Origin of the sequence: Streptomyces sp. x-19, from assembly GCF_046549115.1 — a bacterium.
Classification (GTDB): Bacteria; Actinomycetota; Actinomycetes; order Streptomycetales; family Streptomycetaceae; genus Streptomyces; species Streptomyces albulus_C.
This window is the reverse complement of the sequence record NZ_JAJPWK010000006.1, coordinates 270,737-289,637: the sequence shown is the minus strand read 5'-3', so window position 1 is coordinate 289,637 and position 18,901 is coordinate 270,737. Positions and strand designations below refer to the sequence as shown.

Genomic DNA, 18,901 nt, shown 5'->3' with positions numbered 1-18,901 from the left:
CGCCCGGCCGCCCGGAACCGGGCCGTCCCGGCGCCGCTAGCGACCCGGTTGCTCGCCCTGGGCCGTTTCCACGGTCTGGTGCAGATCCGCCGCCGCGTCCACCGCGCCCGCCGCGGAGAAGGCGACGCAGGCCAGCAGAGCGGCGGCTATCAGTCGGCGGCCGACGGGCAGCAGCCGGCCGCGGGGGCGGTCGGCCGGCCGGTCGGGGCGGAGCAGCGCGGCGACCCGCCGCGGCACCGGGCCGCTGGTCGCGGCCGGGGCCGTACCCGGCCGTGGGGCGGCCGCGGCGTGCGTCCGGGCGGCCAGCGCGGCGCGGCCGATGGCCCGGGCGGTGAGCTGCCGGTCGCCCACCCGGGCGGCGGCGGACTCGTCGGCCCAGCGCTCCAGGGCGTACGCCAGCGGGGCGCGCAGCCCGCGGAGCAGCGGATGGCAGGCCCCGGCCAGCGCGGCGGTCAGCAGGAAGAGGTGGTGGCGGCCCACGAGGTGGGCGCGCTCGTGGGCGAACAGCGCCTCCCGTTCGGCCGGCGGCAGCGCCCGCAGCATCCCCGCGGTGACCACCACCCGCCCCGGGCGGCCCGGCAGGGCGTAGGCGTCGGGCTCCGCGTCCGGCAGGACGCAGAGGTCGCCGGCGAGGCCGTGGCCGTCGGCGGTGCGCCGGGCGGCGCGCAGCTCGGCGCGGTGCCGCAGGGCGCGGCGGGTGACCGCGACCGCGCAGCAGGCCAGCAGCGCGCCGGCAACCGGGGCCGCCGGGACGGTCACGGCCGCGTCGGTGCCCGGCAGGGCCCGCTCCAGATGGCCGAAGGCCGCGACCGGCGGCAGCCGCAGCGCCCCGGCGACCGCGAGCAGCCCCAGCGCCGCGGCGGTGCAGGCGGCCAGCGCGGCGGCGCAGCAGGCCAGCAGCCAGGCCGCGGCGCGCGGCGGCAACGACTCGGCGAGCCGACGGGCGGTCGGCACCGCCAGCAGCGGCATCACCAGCGGGAGCCAGACGGCGATGATCATGGGGTGGTCCCGGAGCCGGGGAGCGGGCCGCCCGCGGCGCCCGGCGCGTCCGCCTCGTCCAGCAGCGAGCGGAGCAGTTGCTCGTCCTCGCTGGTCAGCTCGGAGACGAAGCGGGCGAGCGCGGTGGTGCGGTCGTCCTGCTTGTCCAGCTCGCTGCGCATCCGCCGGGCGGTCAGGCCGGCGGAGTCGTGTATCGGTGAGTAGGCGAAGCCGCGGCCGGCCCGGGTGCGGGAGACCGCGCCCTTGTCGTGCAGCCGGCTGAGGATGGTGGTGACCGTCGTCCGGGCGAGCCGGCCGCCCAGTTCGCCCTGCACCTCGGCGGGGGTCAGTGGTCCCGCCGCCGCCCACAGGGCCGCCAGCACGCTCGCCTCCAGCTCGCCGGCGGGGCGGCGGGCCGCGGGTGAAGTCTCCGACATGGAACGCCCTCCACCATTCCTTCGTCTACAGTGCCGTAGACCGTCTACTGGTCTGTAGACGGTGGGAGTCGGCCGCTCGGCGGACACCCGCAACCCATTATGGGAGGGGCCACCGACATGGCCGTAATGGCCGCGGCACTGCACGCCAGCACCGTCACCGAGGCGGTCAACGTCCTCGACGCCGGTTCGCTGCTCGCCGCCTTCGGCGCGCTCGGCGTCGCCGTCGTCCTGTTCGCCGAGACCGGCCTCCTGGTCGGCTTCTTCCTGCCCGGCGACTCCCTGCTGTTCACCGCCGGACTGCTGTGCGCCCCCGGCGTCGGCGGCGCCGTCCACCTCGCCCTGCCGCAGGTGCTGACCGCCGCGGTCGTCGGCACCCTCATCGGCTCGCAGACCGGCTACTGGATCGGTCGCCGCGGCGGCCGGGCGCTGCTCGACCGGGGCCGGTCCCGCAAGCTCCAGGAGGGCGCCGCCCGCGCCGAGGAGTACCTGGCGCGCTACGGCCACGCCAAGGCGATCGTCCTGGCCCGCTTCGTGCCGATCGTCCGCACCGTGCTCAACCCGCTGGCCGGCGCACTGAACGTGCCGGCCCGCACCTTCGCCCTCTGGCAGGTCGTCGGTGGCCTGATCTGGGCGATCGGCCTCACCCTCGCGGGGTACGCCCTGGGCTCCTCGGTGCCCAACGTCGACCGCTACCTCCTGCCGGTCGTCGCCCTCGTGATCCTGGTGTCCCTGACCCCGATCGCCGTGGAAGTGCTTCGCAGCCGCAAGCAGCGCGGCACCGACGGGGCGGCCACCGAGCCCACCGATGCGCCGGATCACGCCACCGCGCCACCGGCACCCTGAACGACCCGGCACACTTGCTGGAGCGCACCGCGGCCGGCGCACCACCAGGGCCGCCCCGGCATCCAGCCCGCGCACCCCGCACCAATCCGCCAAGGAGTAAGCCCAGTGACCGACCTCGCCTTCGGCGGAGCCTCGATCGACGGCGGCCTGTACACCTCCGTGACCGGCTTCGCCCAGCAGATGCCGCACTTCCTCAACGTCCTGGTCTCCTACTGGACCGACCTCGGACTGAGCGTCTTCGCACTGCTGATGCTGGTCGGCTGGTGGCGCGCCCGCACGCGCCTCGGCGGCAGCACCCGCCGCCGGCTCGCCCGCAGTGAGGGACGCCACACGCCCGCCGTCCAGATGGCCATGGCCCTGGCGGTCCCCGTCATCGTGGTCCTGGCCTACGTGGTCAACGACGTGGTCAAGAGCTTCTTCCACGAGCAGCGCCCCTGCCAGACGCTGCACGTCGTCACGGTCGAGCCGTGCCCGGGGATCGGCGACTGGTCGTTCCCCAGCAACCACTCGGTGATCGCCGCCTCCGCGGCCATCGCACTGCTTCTGCTGGACCGCCGGCTGGGCGCCATCGCCGTCCCCGCCGCGCTCCTGATGGGCGCCTCGCGGGTCTGGGTCGGCGCCCACTACCCGCACGACGTCGTGGTCGGCCTGATCGTCGGCACCCTGGTCGCCGCGGTCCTGACGCCGCTCGCCCGGCGTGCCGCCCCCCTGGTCGACCGGGTCCGGGAGACCCCGTTGCGCCCGTTGGTCGCCGCCCGGTGACGCCCCCGGGGGTGCCACCGGAGCCGGCCGACGGCGCGCGCCGCGGCCCGCGCCTGGGTGCGCCCCCGCTCCGCCTGCTGCGCGCCGCGGCCCTCGGCGCCGCGCTCTTCGCCGCCGTCGCCGTCGTCATGGCCGTCCGCGACGGCGCCCCGCTCGCCCCCGAACGGGCCGCCCTGCACTGGGCCACCGCCCACCGCGGCGAACCGCTGCGCTCCCTGGCCACCGCCCTGACCGCCACCGGCACCGGCGTCGTGCCGTACCTGATGGCGCTCCTCGCCGGCCTGCTGGCCGGCCGGCGGGCCGGTGGCCGGATCCGCGCGGCGCTGGCCGCGGTGCTCGTCCTCGCCGCCTGCCAGGCGCTCCGCTACGGCCTCATGGAGCTCTTCGCCCGGCCCCGCCCGCCGGTCGCCGACTGGGCCGCCCGGGCCACCGGCCACTCCTTCCCCTCCGGCCACGCCACCACCTCCGCGCTGGCCGCCGGCCTCCTGGCCTGGGGCGTGCTGCACCACACCCGCCCCGGTACCGGCCGCGGGTGGTGCGCACTGCTCGCCCTCTGGGCCGTCGGCGTCGGCCTCACCCGCGTCTACCTCGGCGTCCACTGGGCCGGCGACGTACTGGCCGGCTGGCTGCTGGCCGCCACCCTGCTCGCCCTCGCCCTGCTCCTGGACCCCCTGGCCGTGCCGCCCACGGACCGTCCCGGAAGCTCCCCGCAGGGCTTGGACATGATTCGCTGACGAACGCCCCAGGTCTTCCCCAAGGCCGCATGGACCCCCGCCGCGGCGAGCACCACTGACGTGGGCACCGGTGACCGCGCCCGCCGTCACCGGTCCGCCTCCGCACCCGTAACCGCGCAGCACCAGGGGGACTGCCATGCACCAGTCGACGAGCGCCCCGCCCGCCGCCCGCCCGGCCACCCGGACCGCCGCCCACGACCGCTGCCCCGCCGCCGCGGCCGCCGACCCCACCCCGTGCGACGGCCCGCCCGACGCCGCCACCCTCGTCGACCGCGAAGGCCGGGAAGTGGCCGGCTGCATCCAACACTGCGCCCGCCTCCTGCCCGGCCTCGACGGCGCCCGCGTCCACCCCTTCGCCCCCACCGCCCGGGCCCTGGACATCTACTTCCGGGCCAGCGAACTCCCGCCGTTCGCCTGGGAGATCGGGCGGTAGCGGGCGTCGCCCACCCACACCAACGCCCCGGGCCCGCGCGACAGGAGTCACGCGGGCCCGGGGCGTCGTGGAGCGGGCCTCAGCACTCGATGATGTTCACCGCGAGGCCGCCGCGGGCGGTCTCCTTGTACTTGACGGACATGTCGGCGCCGGTCTCCTTCATGGTCTTGATGACCTTGTCGAGGGAGACGTGGTGGCGGCCGTCGCCGCGCAGCGACATCCGGGCGGCGGTGACGGCCTTCACGGCGGCCATGCCGTTGCGCTCGATGCACGGGATCTGGACGAGGCCGCCGACCGGGTCGCAGGTCAGGCCGAGGTTGTGCTCCATGCCGATCTCGGCGGCGTTCTCGACCTGTTCGGGGCTGCCGCCGAGTACCTCGGCCAGGCCGCCGGCGGCCATCGAGCAGGCGGAGCCGACCTCGCCCTGGCAGCCGACCTCGGCGCCGGAGATCGAGGCGTTCTCCTTGAAGAGCATGCCGATGGCGCCGGCCGCGAGCAGGAAGCGGACGACCCCGTCCTCGTCGGCGCCGGGGACGAAGTTGACGTAGTAGTGGAGCACGGCGGGGATGATGCCGGCCGCGCCGTTGGTCGGGGCGGTCACCACCCGGCCGCCGGCGGCGTTCTCCTCGTTGACGGCCATGGCGTAGAGGGTGACCCACTCCATGGCGCGGGCCGCTGCGTCGCCCTCGGAGCGCAGGGCGCGGGCGGCGTTGGCGGCGCGGCGGCGGACCTTCAGGCCGCCGGGGAGGATGCCCTCGCGGGACATGCCGCGGGTGGTGCAGGCCTCCATGACCCGCCAGATCTCCAGCAGGCCGGCGCGGATCTCCTCCTCGGTGCGCCAGGCCTTCTCGTTCTCCAGCATCAGGGCGGAGATGGACAGGCCGGTCTCGCGGGAGAGCCGCAGCAGTTCGTCGCCGGTGCGGAAGGGGTGCGTCAGGACGGTGTCGTCGAGCTTGATCCGGTCCTCGCCGACCGCGTCCTCGTCGACGACGAAGCCGCCGCCGACCGAGTAGTACGTCTTCTCCAGCAGGGGCGCGCCGGCCTCGTCGTAGGCGAAGAGCGTCATGCCGTTGGCGTGGTACGGCAGCGAGCGGCGGCGGTGCAGGATCAGCTGCGTGGGCTCGTCGAAGTCGATCTCGTGCGCGGTGCCTATCTCGGCGCCGAGCAGGCGCAGCCGGCCGCTGGTGCGGATGCGCGCCACCTCGTCGTCGGCGGATTCGACGTCGACGGTGCGGGGGGAGTGGCCCTCCAGGCCGAGGAGCACGGCCTTGGGGGTGCCGTGGCCGTGGCCGGTGGCGCCCAGCGAGCCGAACAGCTCGGCGCGCACCGAGACCGTCTGGGCGAGCAGACCGTCCTTCTTGAGCCGCCGGGCGAACATCCGGGCGGCGCGCATGGGGCCGACCGTGTGCGAGCTGGAGGGGCCGATGCCGATGGAGAAGAGGTCGAAGACGGAGATGGCCACGGGGGCTGACTCCCTTGTCTGCTCGTGGTGGACGGTGGAGCACATCGGGGCAGGATGGGGTGTTTCCGGCCCGACTCTTGAGCGTAACCCGCTCGTGGGGGATTGCCGCCGGCCGGGGAGCGGCGGGCGGGCGAAGGAGAGGTGAAGCCGGACGGCGCGGCGCCGGTGGGCGGGGAGGGGCGTCCGGGAAGGGAAGGGCGGCGGGGCGGGGCGGGCCGGGGCGGCCCGGCCGTGGGCCCGGTGTGCGGCGGCGGGCCGGAGGACCGGCCCGCCACCTGGTCACCGGGGGCCGTGACGCCCCGGTGACCGGCCCGTCACAGTGACGGGTACAGCGGGAACTTCTCGGCCAGGGCCGTGACCCGGGCCTTGAGGGCCTCGCGGTCGTAGGTGGGCTTGAGCGCCTCGGCGATGATGTCGGCGACCTCGCGGAAGTCCTCGGCCTGGAAGCCGCGGGTGGCCAGGGCCGGGGTGCCGATCCGCAGGCCGGAGGTGACCATCGGGGGCCGCGGGTCGTTCGGGATGGCGTTGCGGTTGACGGTGATGCCGACCTCGTGGAGGCGGTCCTCGGCCTGCTGGCCGTCGAGCGCCGAGTCGCGCAGGTCGACCAGGACGAGGTGGACGTCGGTGCCGCCGGAGAGCACCGAGACGCCGTGCTCCTTGACGTCGTCCTGGACCAGGCGCTCGGCCAGGATCCGGGCGCCCTCAAGGGTGCGCTGCTGGCGCTCCTTGAACTCCTCCGACGCGGCGACCTTGAAGGACACCGCCTTGGCCGCGATCACGTGCTCCAGCGGGCCGCCCTGCTGACCGGGGAAGACCGCGGAGTTGATCTTCTTGGCCAGCTCGGCGGTGGAGAGGATCACGCCGCCGCGGGGGCCGCCCAGCGTCTTGTGCGTGGTGGTGGTCACCACGTGGGCGTGCGGCACCGGGGAGGGGTGCAGCCCGGCGGCCACCAGGCCGGCGAAGTGCGCCATGTCGACCATGAGGTACGCGCCGACCTCGTCCGCGATCCGGCGGAAGGCGGCGAAGTCGAGCTGGCGCGGGTAGGCGGACCAGCCGGCGACGATCAGCTTGGGCCGGTGCTCCTTGGCGAGGCGCTCGACCTCCTCCATGTCGACCAGGTTGGTCTTCTCGTCGACGTGGTAGGGCACCACGTTGTACAGCTTGCCGGAGAAGTTGATCTTCATGCCGTGGGTCAGGTGCCCGCCGTGGGCGAGGTTCAGACCCAGGATGGTGTCGCCCGGCTTGATCAGCGCGAACATCGCGGCGGCGTTGGCCTGCGCACCGGAGTGCGGCTGGACGTTGGCCGCCTCGGCGCCGAAGAGCGCCTTGATCCGGTCGATGGCGATCTGCTCGACGACGTCGACGTGCTCGCAGCCGCCGTAGTAGCGGCGGCCGGGGTAGCCCTCGGCGTACTTGTTGGTCAGGACCGAGCCCTGGGCCTCCATGACGGCGACCGGAGCGAAGTTCTCCGACGCGATCATTTCGAGGGTGGACTGCTGACGGTGCAGCTCGGCGTCGACGGCGGCGGCGACGTCGGGGTCGAGCTCATGGAGGGAGCTGTTCAGAAGCGACATGGGACTTCCTGGAGAGAGGGGGCGGGCGGGGCGCCGTGGCCCCGCCGGTGCGGTGGCGGGGCCGCGGGCGCTCCCAGCGTGAGCTGGGGGAGTCAGCCGGCGGTGAAGGCGGTGTACGCGTCGGCCGTGAGCAGGTCCTCCGGCTCGCCGGTGATCTTCACCTTGAACAGCCAACCGCCCTCGAACGGGGCGGAGTTCACCAGCGAGGGGTCCGCGACGACGTCGTCGTTGACCTCGGTGATCTCACCGTTCACGGGCGAGTAGAGGTCGCTGACCGACTTGGTCGACTCCAGCTCACCGCAGGACTCGCCGGCGGTGACGGTGGCCCCGACCTCGGGGAGCTGCACGAAGACGACGTCGCCGAGGGCGTTGGCCGCGTGCTCGGTGATGCCGACCGTCGAGACGCCGCCCTCGGCGTCCGACAGCCACTCGTGCTCCTTGCTGTAGCGCAGCTGCTGGGGGTTGTCCATGGCTCGATTCTCCTGTACGCGCGGGTGTGATGGTGAATGGGGTCTTGCCCAGTGAGATGCGTGTGTCGGACGCGACGGCGCAGGTCCACGGCGGGCGCCGCGGACCGGCCGGCGCCGGCGGCTACTTCTGCCGCTTGTAGAAGGGCAGCGCGACGACCTCGTACGGTTCGTGCGAGCCGCGGATGTCCACCCGGACGCCCGCCGTGCCCGGCGCGGCGTGCTCGGCGTCGACGTAGGCGATGGCGATCGGCTTGCCCAGCGTCGGGGACGGCGCCCCGGAGGTGACCTCGCCGATCACCGTGCCGTCGGCCGCCACGACCGGGTAGCCGGCGCGCGGCACCCGGCGCCCCTCGGCGACCAGGCCGACCAGCTTGCGCGGCGGGGCCTGCTCGGCGCGCTCGGCGGCCGCCGCCAGCGCCGTGCGGCCGACGAAGTCGCCCTCCTTCTCGAACTTCACGACCCGGCCCAGGCCCGCGTCGAACGGGGTGAGCGCGGTCGTCAGCTCGTGTCCGTACAGCGGCATCCCCGCCTCCAGGCGCAGGGTGTCGCGGCAGGACAGGCCGCACGGGACCAGGCCGACGTCCCGGCCGGCCTCGGTCAGCGCCTCCCACACGGTGACCGCGTCCGCCGGGCGGACGAACAGCTCGAAGCCGTCCTCACCGGTGTAGCCGGTCCGGGCGATCAGCGCCTCGACGCCGGCGACCGTCCCGGGCAGTCCCGCGTAGTACTTCAGCCCGTCCAGGTCGGCGACGGGGGCACAGAGCTTCTTGAGGATGCCGGGGGACTCCGGGCCCTGCACCGCGATCAGTGCGTAGGCGTCCCGGTCGTCGCGGACCGCGGCGTCGAAGCCGGCCTGCCGCGCGGCCAGCGCGTCCAGCACCACCTGGGCGTTGGAGGCGTTGGCGACGACCATGAACTCCCGCTCGGCGAGGCGGTAGACGATCAAATCGTCGAGGATGCCGCCGTCGGGGGCGCAGATCATGGTGTAGCGGGCCCGCCCGACCTTCAGGGCGCCGATGTTGCCGACCAGCGCGTGGTCGAGCAGTGCACCGGCCTGGGGACCGGTGACGGTGATCTCGCCCATGTGGGAGAGGTCGAAGAGGCCGGCGCGGGTGCGCACCGCGACGTGCTCCTCGCGTTCGCTGCTGTAGCGCAGCGGCATGTCCCAGCCGGCGAAGTCGGTCATGGTCGCGCCGAGCGCGCGGTGCGTGGCATCCAGCGCGGTGCGGCGGGGGGCATCAGTCATCGTTCTGGGCTCCCAGGCATGGGTGACAAGACGGTCTCCCCATCTGTCATCGGAACCTGAGAGGTTCACCGGGAGTCCGCGCACGGACCCGGTTTGCACCTTGGGTGGAGCCGCCCCCTTCAGCCGGGCCGCGACTCGCTTTTCAGATCTGCCTCGCCCGCGCGGTATAGGGGCCTGAGAGATTCAAGGGAGGACTTGCTCCTTCGGCGCCCCGCCGTGGCGGCCGGGGACTCTCCCGCGCGGATTCAAGCGGCCGGTATGCAATTGGCTGGCTGTGCACGAGTGACCAGTGGTGGGCCCGTGGCGGCCACATCATTGCACGGGATCGCCGGATGCAGGAGTCCCGGCCGTCGCTCCGCGGCCGGTCACCCGTGCTCCGCGCGGCCCGCGGCCCCCGGCGCCGAGTCGCCCGACGGCGTCCCCGGACCGTCAATTCCGGTGCTGCGCTTGGCAATCGCCTTGCTGCTCATTACCTTTTCTTGACACTCTGCGGAAAGGTCGGGTCCTGATATCCGACCTGATCCGACGGGGAGGGGCGATCACGGTGCACAGCGAAGCGGCGTACGCGACGACGGCGGGGGCCGCCCCGCCGGAGCCCGCCCCGGTACCGGCGCCGATCGCGCCCCGGGCGACGCGCCGCCCCGCCGGCCGGCCGACCGCCGGGCCGCGGATCACCGACCTGCGCGGCGCCGACCGCACGCCGCGCACCGCGCTCCGCTTCCCGCCCGGCGACCTGATCGTGGTCTCCGGCCTGCCGGGCAGTGGCAAGAGCACCCTGATGGCCCGGGTGGTGCCGTGCCGCGACGGCCGCGGCGCCCGGGTGCACCGCGTGGACTCCCAGGACGCCCGGGAGCGCTGGCAGCGCGGCCGGCTGCGCCGCCTGCCCTACGCCCTGTACCGCCCGCTGGTCCGGGTGGCGCACTATCTGGCGTTGCGCCGCGCGGTGCGCTCCGGCGCGAGCGTGGTGGTGCACGACTGCGGGACGTTGGCGTGGGTGCGGCGCTGGCTCTCCCGGGCGGCGCTGCGCGACGGCCGACGGGTGCACCTGGTGCTGCTCGACGTGCCGCCCGAGGCGGCGCTGATCGGCCAACGGGCGCGGGGCCGGCGGGTCTCGCGGTACGCCTTCGCCCGGCACCGCAGGGCGGTGCGCCGGCTGGTCGCCCGGGCCGAGGCGGCCCGGCTCCCGTCGGGGTTCGGCTCCGCGGTGCTGCTGGACCGGCCCGCCGCCGGGGCGTTGGAGCGGGTCGCCTTCGGCTGAGCCGGTGGTGGACCGCCCGCGTCCGGTTCGGCTCCGGCGCACATCGGGGCCGCCGCCGGCTTCGGCGTGCGGCGCTTTCCCGGTTAGGGTCTGATCCACCGGGCGGGTCCGCGGGTCCGCCCCCAGGGTCAGGGGCCGGGGAGCGCGGCCAGTAATGGGTGGGTGAGATGAACTATCCGGACAATTACCCGCAGCACGGTGGTCCGGTGCCGGGGTGCGTCCCGGACGCGGGGATACCGCAGTTGGCCTGGCCGGCCAACGAGCTGGAGCAGGTGCTGGCCGCGTCGGTCGGACACCCCGAGGCCGGGGGACGGATCGTCGAGGTGCTGGGCCGCAGCCAGGTGTGGGTGCCGCTGCCCGAGGGCGGCGGCCCGGACAGCGCGGGTCCCGGGGCGGGCGGCCTCGACCTGCCGACCGTCGAGATCGGCGGCGCCGCGTACGTCCCGGTCTTCAGCTCCGAGCAGGAGTTCCTGAAGGCCGTCGGCGCGCACATGTCGTACACCGTCGCACCGGCCCGGGAGTTCGCCCGCGGGCTGCCGCCGCTGCTGGGCGTCGCGGTCAATCCGGGCGGCACGGTGGGCGTTCCGCTGCCGCCGCCCGCAGTGGCCGAATTGTGTCGGTCCGGGCGGTCGGATCTGGACGGCCCGCCGGCCGGCGGCGCCCGGGTGCGGCTCTTCGAGCCGGACTGGCAGGACGAGCCGGTGGACTTCCTCGCCGCCGCCGGCCTGGCGTTCTCGGCCGCCGGGTGCGTGCTGACCGCCCGGCGCGCGCTGGCCAGCGTCGAGGGTGACACGCCGGCGCTCTTCGTCGGAGTGCAGCTCGACGTCGCCCCCGAGCGGCTGCACGACGGAAGCGCCCGCGACGAGGCCCTGCACGCGTTGGGGCAGGCGCTGGGTCAGGTGCCGGTCGCCTGGCCGGTCCAGCTGGTGCTGCTCGACATCGCCCAGGGCGATCCGGTCGCCGACTGGATGCTGGAGCGCGTGCGGCCCTTCTACACCCGGGACCACTCGTAAGCTGGGGGAACGACGGGCGGGCGCAGGCCCTGCCGGCAGAAGGGACGGACCACGTGAGCGCGGGTGCGCATCAGGGAGCGGCGGCGGCCGACCAGGTCGAGCAGATGCTGCGGCAGGTCTCGCCCGGGCGCTACGACGCCTACGAGGCGTTGCTGGGGGCCCTCGCGCACGGGCAGGTCTGGATGCTCCTGTGGCACGGCCGGGCCGGGCAACCCGACGCGCAGTACGGCAACATGGAGGTCGACGGGCTGGGCTACGCGCCCTGCGTGACCTCCGCGGCCGAGCTCGCCGCCTCCGGCTGGACCCGTGACCACGAACTCGTCAGCGGCCCCGAGATCGCCGCCTCGCTCTTCCCGGACCGCTGGGGCCTGTGGCTGAATCCGCACGCTCCCGGCGGCGGGGTCGGCGTCCCCTGGCTCGACCTGCGCCGGATCGCCGCCGGCCTCGACCGCCTGCCGGCCGGGCCGCTGCGGATCTCCGAACCGGTCATCGACATCCCGCAGTTCTACGCCCTGCTCGCGCAGAACGCCCACCGGACGCCCCCGGTACGTTCGTTGCGCCGGGCATGGGTGCAACCCGCCCTCGGTGCCCCTTATCTGGCGATCGGCCTGGATCTGTACGACACCGGGCAGCCGTCGGTGGACGCCGCGCGGATGATGATCCAGCAGTCGATGGGCGCGGTGCCGGACGGACTGCCGGTCTCCACGGTCGCCATGAACGACGAGTACGACCCGGTGGGCATGTGGATGCGGGCCTGCGCCCGCCCGTTCTTCGACCGCGACGGCTACGCCCAGCCGCCCGCGCCCGGACCCACCTACGGGTACGGCTACCCCCGCCCCTACTGACGCCGGCGGGCGCCCGGACGGGCCCCGTCCGCCGTCGGCCTTGCGCCGAATTCCCCTCATCTGCACGCCGGTTGACGCCCCTCCCGAGCGCCCGGCGCACCGCTCAGTCCGCCCTGCTGTTCGTATAACGGAAAGCCGCGGACCACATCACAGTTGCGCATCCATTCACCGTCAGGGCTGGTGAGTGATCGCGACTCGGATGAAGACTCCCGGCATCGAGGACCTCGGTCCTTTGTACGAGCGTCGTCCCCGCCGTTGTCCTGCGCACCTTTGATCCGTCCGCAGTGCCAACTCCCGCGAGACCCGGAGGAGATGGCGGCAGGGGAACACCAGCGAGGTTACAGACCAGGCCGCTACCGCGGCGGGCACAGGCCGGCCACCGTCGGCCGGGAGGGGTTCTGAAGCACCGTGACCGCACCGATTGAGACCACCGGGGCGGCTGCTGAGGCGCAGCCGGAAGCGGTGCTGGAGGGCGTGGAGAGCAAGCGCATCGAGGGGCGCTCGCTGGGCCAGATCGCGTGGCTGCGCTTCCGCCGCGACAAGGTCGCGATGGCGGGTGCCATCGTTGTCATCCTGCTCATCCTGACCGCCGCGCTGTCCCGTCCGTTGCAGCACCTGTTCGGCCTGGACCCGAACCAGCCGCACCAAGACCTGATCGACCCCAACACCACCCTGCCCAAGGGCGACTTCGGCGGGATGAGCGCCGACCACCTCCTGGGCGTGGACCCCAAGTTCGGCCGCGACCTGCTCTCCCGGATCCTCGAAGGCTCCTGGGTGTCGCTGCTCGTGGCGTTCGGCGCGACGCTGCTGTCGGTGGCCATCGGCACCGTCTTCGGCGTGGTCGCCGGCTTCTACCGCGGGCGGGTGGACGCTTTCATCAGCCGGATGATGGACGTCTTCCTGGCGTTCCCGCTGCTGCTGTTCGCCATTGCGATCTCCGCGTCGTTGCAGGGCGGTGCGTTCGGACTGGACGGCCTGCCGCTGCACATCTCGGTTCTGATCTTCGTGATCGGCTTCTTCAACTGGCCCTACATGGGCCGGATCGTGCGGGCCCAGACCCTGTCGCTGAGGGAGCGGGAGTTCGTCTCCGCCGCCCGCGGGTTGGGCGCCCGCGGGCCGTTCATCCTCTTCCGGGAACTCCTGCCCAACCTCGTGGGACCCATCATCGTCTACTCGACGCTGCTGATCCCTTCCAACATCCTCTTCGAGGCGGCGCTGAGCTTCCTGGGCGTCGGCATCCAGCCGCCCCAGTCGTCCTGGGGCGGCACGCTCACCCAGGCGGTCAAGTACTACGAGGTCGATCCCCAATACATGATCGTCCCCGGCCTCGCGATCTTCGTCACCGTGCTCGCGTTCAACCTGCTCGGTGACGGTCTGAGGGACGCGCTGGACCCGCGCAGCCGGTGAGCGGCTGCCCGTCCGGACACCTCACCTTCTAGCCGTTTCGATCTGACGTTTCACGACGAACGAAGGGGTCACCGAGCATCATGCGAAGGTCACTTCCGGTCGCGACTGTCGCGGCCATCACCAGTGCGGGCCTTTTGCTGGCCGGCTGCAGCGGAAAGGGTTCCTCCGACAGCTCGGCCGGGGCCAACGCCGCCACCAAGGGCGTCGTCAACGCCTCGGACGAGAAGGGGGGCACCCTCACCTACGCGATGAGCGACGCCCCGGAGTCCTTCGACCCGGGTAACACCTACTACGCCTTCGTCTACAACTTCAGCCGCCTGTACGCGCGTCCGCTCACCACCTTCAAGCCCGGTGCCGGCACCAAGGGCGAGGAGCTGGTCCCGGACCTCGCCGAGTCGATGGGCAAGGCCAGCGACGGCGGCAAGACCTGGACGTACAAGCTGCGCAAGGGCGTGAAGTTCGAGGACGGGAACCCCGTCACCTCCCAGGACGTCAAGTACGCGGTCGAGCGCAGCAACTTCGCCCGCGACACCCTCTCCCTGGGCCCGAACTACTTCCAGCAGTTCCTCCAGGACAACGACGGCGGCTACAAGGGTCCCTACAAGGACAAGGGCAAGGAAGGGCTCAAGTCCATAGAGACGCCCGACGCCCAGACGATCGTCTTCCACCTGAACAAGCCGTTCGCCGAGTTCGACTACCTGGTCAGCGCGCCGCAGACGGCACCGGTGCCGCAGGCCCAGGACAAGGGCGCGGACTACACCAAGCACGTGATGTCCACCGGCGCGTACAAGTTCGAGAGCTACCAGGAGGGCAAGAAGCTCACCCTGGTCCGCAACCCGCAGTGGTCGGCCGCGACCGACCCGCTGCGCAAGCAGCTCCCGGACAAGATCGTCCTCAACCTGAAGGTCGCCCAGTCGACCATCGACAAGGACCTGCAGTCCGGCAACACCATGGTCGACATGGCCGGCCGCGGCGTCGACGGTCAGACCCAGGCCCAGTTGCTGACCGACCCGACGCAGAAGTCCCACACCGACAACGCGCTCGGCCAGCGCCTCGTCTACACGGCGATCAACACCAAGGTGGCGCCGTTCGACAACGTCGAGTGCCGCAAGGCCGTCGAGTACGCCATCGACAAGAAGTCCGTGCAGACCGCGCTCGGCGGCCCGATCCGCGGTGACATCGCCTCCACGGTCCTGCCGACGGACATCGCCGGCTACCAGAAGTTCGACCTGTACCCGCAGAAGTACGACGGCGACAACCTGGACCTGACCGAGGCCAAGGCGCACTGGAAGAAGTGCGGAGCCGGCAACGTCAACACCACGATCCTGGCCCGCAACGACCGGCAGGACGAGATCGACGCGGCCACCTCGGTGATCGGCTCGCTGAAGAAGATCGGCATCAACGCCAAGATCCAGTCGTACCCGACCAGCAAGTACTTCTCGGACTACGCCGGCGTGCCGGAGTTCGACAAGTCCAACAACGTCGGTCTGATGATGATGCAGTGGGGCGCCGACTTCCCGACCGGCTACGGCTACCTCCAGCAGATCCTGAACGGCAAGGCGATCAGCCAGTCCGGCAACTCCAACCTGTCCCAGCTGGACGACCCGGAGATCAACAAGCTGCTCGACGGCGCCATCGCCAACACCGACCAGGCCGCCCGCGAGAAGGCGTACGGGGACATCGACCGCAAGGCGATGGAGCAGGCGGCGATCGTCCCGCTGACCTACTTCAAGGTCCTGATGTACCGCTCGCCCAAGGCCACCAACCTGGTGTCCACCTCGGCCTTCAGCGGTGAGTACGACTACCTCAACATCGGCGTCAAGAAGTAGCAGCCCTGGAAGGCAGGTGAAGGCATTGGTGTCCGTGGGCCGGTCGCTCCCGGCCCGCGGCACCGGCGCCGCATCCCCGTGTTCTCGTACATCATCCGCAGGTTGATCAGCGCAGTGATCCTGCTGCTGATCGTCAGCGCGGTCACTTTCGGCATCTTCTTCCTGCTGCCGAAACTGGCCGGGCAGAGCACCGACCAGCTTGCCCAGCAGTACATCGGCAAGGCCCCCACGCCGGCGGACATCGCCGCGGTCAAGAAGAACCTCGGCCTGGACAAGCCCGTGTACGAGCAGTACTGGGACTTCCTCAAGGGCATCTTCGTCGGCGTCGACTACAAGTTCGGGCCCGAGGCGGCCCGGTGCCACGTGCCGTGCTTCGGGTACTCCTTCAAGACCCACCTGGAGGTCTGGCCGGAGATCCAGTCCCGGCTCCCGGTCACCCTGTCGCTGGCCGCCGGCGCCGCGGTGCTGTGGGTCCTCTCCGGCGTCGCCACCGGCGTGCTCTCCGCGCTCCGCCCCGGTTCGATCTTCGACCGGATGGCGATGGGCGTCGCCCTGGCCGGCGTCTCCCTCCCCATGTTCTTCACCGGCGCGCTGGCCCTGGCCCTGTTCACCTACCAGTGGCCGATCTTCGAACGCAGTGATTACGTCCCGCTGTTGGACGATCCGTTCGGCTGGGCCCGGACGCTGGTCCTGCCCTGGGTCACCCTGGCCTTCCTCTACTCCGCGCTCTACGCCCGGCTCACCCGGGCCGGCATGCTGGAGACGCTGAGCGAGGACTACATCCGCACGGCCCGCGCCAAGGGCCTGCGGGAGCGCCGGGTGGTCATCCGGCACGGTCTGCGGGCCGCGCTCACGCCGATCATCACCGTCTTCGGCATGGACCTGGGCCTGCTGCTCGGTGGCGCGCTCATCACCGAACAGGTCTTCTCGCTCAAGGGAGTCGGCGCCTTCGCGGTGGACTCCATCAACGCCAACGACCTGCCGAACATCCTCGGCGTCACCCTGCTCGCCGCGTTCTTCATCGTCATATGCAACCTGGTGGTGGACGTTCTGTACGCCGCCGTCGACCCGCGGGTGAGGCTCTCGTGACCGACTCTTCCGAGGACAAGACCACGGCGGCCGGGCAGCCCGCCGCCGAGGGGACCGCGCCGGCCGAGGCGTCCGGGGCAGCCACCGCCAAGGCGGCAGCGCCCGAGGCTGAGGTGCCCGAGGCCGAAGTCCCCGAGGCCGAAGCGCCCGAGGCAACCCCGTCCAAGGCGGCAGCGCCCGAGGCTGATGCCTCCGAGGCCGAAGCGTCCGAGACCGACGTGACCCCGGTCGAGGCCGAGCCCGAGGCCGAGCCCGAGGCCGCGCCCGAGCCGAAGGCCGAGGCCGCCCCCAAGCCCGTCGCCGAGCCCGTCGCCGCGTCCGGGGGCACCCCGTCCGCCTTCCTCGAAGTGCGGGACCTGAAGGTGCACTTCCCCACCGACGACGGGCTGGTGAAGTCCGTCGACGGGCTGACCTTCCGGTTGGAGAAGGGCAAGACGCTCGGCATCGTCGGCGAGTCCGGCTCCGGCAAGTCGGTGACCTCGCTGGCGATCATGGGCCTGCACCGGGCCTCCCGCCAGCAGCGCAGCAAGGTCCGGATGTCCGGCGAGATCTGGCTCGACGGCAAGGAACTCGTCTCGGCCGAGCCCGACGAGGTGCGCCGGCTGCGTGGCCGTCAGATGGCCATGATCTTCCAGGACCCGCTCTCCGCGCTGCACCCCTTCTACACGGTCGGCAGCCAGATCGTGGAGGCGTACCGGGTCCACCACGACGTCGACAAGAAGACCGCGCGCAAGCGGGCCGTCGAGATGCTCGACCGGGTCGGCATCCCGCAGCCCGACAAGCGGGTGGACGACCACCCGCACCAGTTCTCCGGCGGTATGCGCCAGCGCGCCATGATCGCGATGGCGCTGGTCAACAACCCCGAGCTGCTGATCGCGGACGAGCCCACCACCGCTCTGGACGTCACCGTCCAGGCGCAGATCCTGGACCTGATCCGCGATCTGCAGAAGGAGTTCGGCTCGGCGGTCGTCATCATCACCCACGACCTCGGCGTGGTCGCCGAACTCGCCGACGACCTGCTGGTGATGTACGGCGGGCGGTGCGTGGAACGGGGCCCCTCGGACAAGGTGTTCGCCACCCCGCAACACCCCTACACCTGGGGCCTGCTCGGCTCGATGCCGCGGATCGACCGTGACCAGACCGACCGGCTGATCCCGGTCAAGGGCTCGCCGCCCAGCCTGATCAACGTGCCGTCCGGCTGTGCCTTCAACCCCCGTTGCCCGTACGCGGACGTCCCCAAGGACAACGTCACCCGCACGGTGCGCCCCGAACTGCAGCAGGTCGACGGCCGGCACTACTCGGCCTGCCACCTGCCGCAGGAGGAGCGGCAGCGTATCTGGACCGAAGAGATTGCGCCGAAGCTGTGACCGAGACCCCCGAGACGACCGAGACCCCCGAGACCACCGGGACGCACGAGAAGGGCGAACCGGCCGCGAAGCCCGCACCGGCCGCCCAGGACCGGCCGCTGCTCAGGGTCCGCGGCCTGGTCCGCCACTTCCCGATCACCAAGGGCCTGCTCAAGCGCAAGGTCGGCGCCGTCCAGGCGGTCGACGGCATCGACTTCGACGTCTTCCCCGGTGAGACGCTGGGCGTCGTCGGCGAGTCCGGCTGCGGCAAGTCCACGATGGGGCGGCTGATCACCCGGCTCGACGAACCGACCGCCGGGGCCGTCGAGTTCGAGGGCCGGGACATCACCCACCTGTCCCCGGGCAAGCTGCGCCCGTTGCGCCGCGACATCCAGATGATCTTCCAGGACCCGTACGGTTCGCTGAACCCGCGGCACACCATCGGCGGGATCGTCTCCACCCCCTTCCGGCTCCAGGGCGTCGAGCCCGAGGGCGGGGTCAAGAAGGAGGTGCAGCGGCTGCTGGAGCTGGTGGGCCTGAGCCCTGAGCACTACAACCGCTACCCGCACGAGTTCTCCGGCGGTCAGCGTCAGCGCATCGGGATCGCCCGGGCGCTGGCCCTCAAGCCCAAGCTGGTGGTCGCCGACGAGCCGGTCTCCGCCCTCGACGTCTCCATCCAGGCCCAGGTCGTCAACCTCATGGACGACCTCCAGGAGGAGCTGGGCCTGACCTACGTGATCATCGCGCACGACCTCTCGGTCATCCGGCACGTCTCGGACCGGATCGCGGTGATGTACCTCGGCAAGATCGTCGAACTGGCCGACCGGGACGCGCTCTACGCCTCGCCCCGGCACCCGTACACCAAGGCGCTGCTCTCCGCGGTACCGGTGCCGGACCCCAAGCGGCGCACCAAGCGCGACCGGATCCTGCTCAAGGGCGACGTGCCCTCGCCGATCAACCCGCCGTCCGGCTGCCGGTTCCGCACCCGCTGCTGGAAGGCGACCGAGGAGTGCGCCACCACCGAGCCGCCGCTGGTCCAGTTGGCGACCGGGCACCAGGTGGCCTGCCACCACCCCGAGGAGGCGGACGGCGGAGTCGACGCCAACCCGGGCGCGGCGACCGAAAGTTCGGACGGTAAGGCACCAACCGGGCAGTAACTCCTGACGACTTGGCAA

The 18,901-nt window shown here is 72.4% G+C and carries 18 protein-coding genes and 1 riboswitch; of the genes, 12 read left to right on the top strand and 6 right to left on the bottom strand.

From position 1 onward, the window contains the following. Positions 1–36: 36 nt before the first annotated feature. The gene (locus tag ACLJT4_RS18385) at positions 37–999 is read right to left on the bottom strand and encodes a M56 family metallopeptidase (protein WP_411123345.1); all 963 of its coding nucleotides are present in this window, start codon (positions 997–999) and stop codon (positions 37–39) included. Then, entirely contained in the window at positions 996–1,415 is a 420-nt protein-coding gene (locus ACLJT4_RS18380; RefSeq protein ID WP_016575105.1) for a BlaI/MecI/CopY family transcriptional regulator, read from the bottom strand. Before ACLJT4_RS18380 ends, ACLJT4_RS18385 begins: the two co-directional genes overlap by 4 nt. A 126-nt stretch (positions 1,416–1,541) precedes the next feature. Here ACLJT4_RS18380 and ACLJT4_RS18375 point away from each other — a divergent pair, with 126 nt between their 5' ends. The 4 genes from ACLJT4_RS18375 to ACLJT4_RS18360 all read left to right on the top strand — a co-directional run bounded on the left by ACLJT4_RS18375 (position 1,542) and on the right by ACLJT4_RS18360 (position 4,187). Continuing rightward, positions 1,542–2,258 (top strand): DedA family protein, encoded by a 717-nt coding sequence (locus ACLJT4_RS18375; RefSeq protein ID WP_411123421.1) that lies wholly within the window; start codon positions 1,542–1,544, stop codon positions 2,256–2,258. A 105-nt stretch (positions 2,259–2,363) separates the two neighbouring features. Then, positions 2,364–3,020 carry a phosphatase PAP2 family protein gene (locus tag ACLJT4_RS18370; RefSeq protein ID WP_411123344.1) on the top strand — a complete coding sequence of 219 codons (657 nt, stop codon included), beginning with the start codon at positions 2,364–2,366 and terminating at the stop codon, positions 3,018–3,020. 11 nt (positions 3,021–3,031) lie between these two features. Beyond that, a complete protein-coding gene (locus ACLJT4_RS18365) occupies positions 3,032–3,754 on the top strand; it encodes a phosphatase PAP2 family protein (protein ID WP_411123343.1) in 723 nt (240 codons plus the stop codon). A 136-nt stretch (positions 3,755–3,890) separates the two neighbouring features. Then, on the top strand, positions 3,891–4,187 hold the full coding sequence (locus tag ACLJT4_RS18360) for a hypothetical protein (protein WP_411123342.1): 297 nt from the start codon (positions 3,891–3,893) through the stop codon (positions 4,185–4,187). A gap of 79 nt (positions 4,188–4,266) precedes the next feature. Here ACLJT4_RS18360 and ACLJT4_RS18355 read toward each other — a convergent pair whose 3' ends face one another. From ACLJT4_RS18355 to gcvT, 4 genes are all read right to left on the bottom strand, one after another. Further along, a complete protein-coding gene (locus ACLJT4_RS18355) occupies positions 4,267–5,649 on the bottom strand; it encodes an L-serine ammonia-lyase (protein WP_411123341.1) in 1,383 nt (460 codons plus the stop codon). Between the two features lie 314 nt (positions 5,650–5,963). After that, complete coding sequence (glyA, locus tag ACLJT4_RS18350) at positions 5,964–7,223, bottom strand: serine hydroxymethyltransferase (protein ID WP_038521861.1); 1,260 nt, start codon at positions 7,221–7,223, stop codon at positions 5,964–5,966. Between the two features lie 92 nt (positions 7,224–7,315). Beyond that, positions 7,316–7,693 (bottom strand): glycine cleavage system protein GcvH, encoded by a 378-nt coding sequence (gcvH, locus tag ACLJT4_RS18345; RefSeq protein ID WP_016578057.1) that lies wholly within the window; start codon positions 7,691–7,693, stop codon positions 7,316–7,318. A gap of 121 nt (positions 7,694–7,814) precedes the next feature. Then, on the bottom strand, positions 7,815–8,939 hold the full coding sequence (gene gcvT, locus ACLJT4_RS18340; protein WP_411123340.1) for a glycine cleavage system aminomethyltransferase GcvT: 1,125 nt from the start codon (positions 8,937–8,939) through the stop codon (positions 7,815–7,817). A gap of 152 nt (positions 8,940–9,091) precedes the next feature. Next, positions 9,092–9,187: riboswitch (glycine riboswitch) on the bottom strand. Between the two features lie 296 nt (positions 9,188–9,483). Here gcvT and ACLJT4_RS18335 point away from each other — a divergent pair. The 8 genes from ACLJT4_RS18335 (at position 9,484) to ACLJT4_RS18300 (ending at position 18,883) form a co-directional block, all read left to right on the top strand. Continuing rightward, a complete protein-coding gene (locus ACLJT4_RS18335; RefSeq protein WP_411123339.1) occupies positions 9,484–10,197 on the top strand; it encodes an AAA family ATPase in 714 nt (237 codons plus the stop codon). Positions 10,198–10,364: 167 nt separating this feature from the next. Beyond that, positions 10,365–11,210 carry an enhanced serine sensitivity protein SseB gene (locus ACLJT4_RS18330; protein WP_411123338.1) on the top strand — a complete coding sequence of 282 codons (846 nt, stop codon included), beginning with the start codon at positions 10,365–10,367 and terminating at the stop codon, positions 11,208–11,210. Between the two features lie 53 nt (positions 11,211–11,263). After that, a complete protein-coding gene (locus ACLJT4_RS18325) occupies positions 11,264–12,055 on the top strand; it encodes an enhanced serine sensitivity protein SseB C-terminal domain-containing protein (protein ID WP_016571849.1) in 792 nt (263 codons plus the stop codon). A 408-nt stretch (positions 12,056–12,463) separates the two neighbouring features. Beyond that, positions 12,464–13,462: an ABC transporter permease gene (locus ACLJT4_RS18320; RefSeq protein WP_411123337.1), complete on the top strand. Its 999-nt coding sequence runs from the start codon at positions 12,464–12,466 to the stop codon at positions 13,460–13,462. Between the two features lie 80 nt (positions 13,463–13,542). After that, the gene (locus ACLJT4_RS18315) at positions 13,543–15,291 is read left to right on the top strand and encodes an ABC transporter substrate-binding protein (protein WP_411123336.1); all 1,749 of its coding nucleotides are present in this window, start codon (positions 13,543–13,545) and stop codon (positions 15,289–15,291) included. A 78-nt stretch (positions 15,292–15,369) separates the two neighbouring features. After that, entirely contained in the window at positions 15,370–16,380 is a 1,011-nt protein-coding gene (locus tag ACLJT4_RS18310) for an ABC transporter permease (protein ID WP_411123335.1), read from the top strand. Continuing rightward, positions 16,377–17,747 (top strand): ABC transporter ATP-binding protein, encoded by a 1,371-nt coding sequence (locus tag ACLJT4_RS18305; RefSeq protein ID WP_411123334.1) that lies wholly within the window; start codon positions 16,377–16,379, stop codon positions 17,745–17,747. The genes ACLJT4_RS18310 and ACLJT4_RS18305 overlap by 4 nt, the downstream gene beginning before the upstream one ends. Next, on the top strand, positions 17,744–18,883 hold the full coding sequence (locus tag ACLJT4_RS18300) for a dipeptide ABC transporter ATP-binding protein (RefSeq protein ID WP_308401758.1): 1,140 nt from the start codon (positions 17,744–17,746) through the stop codon (positions 18,881–18,883). Before ACLJT4_RS18305 ends, ACLJT4_RS18300 begins: the two co-directional genes overlap by 4 nt. Positions 18,884–18,901: the final 18 nt, after the last annotated feature.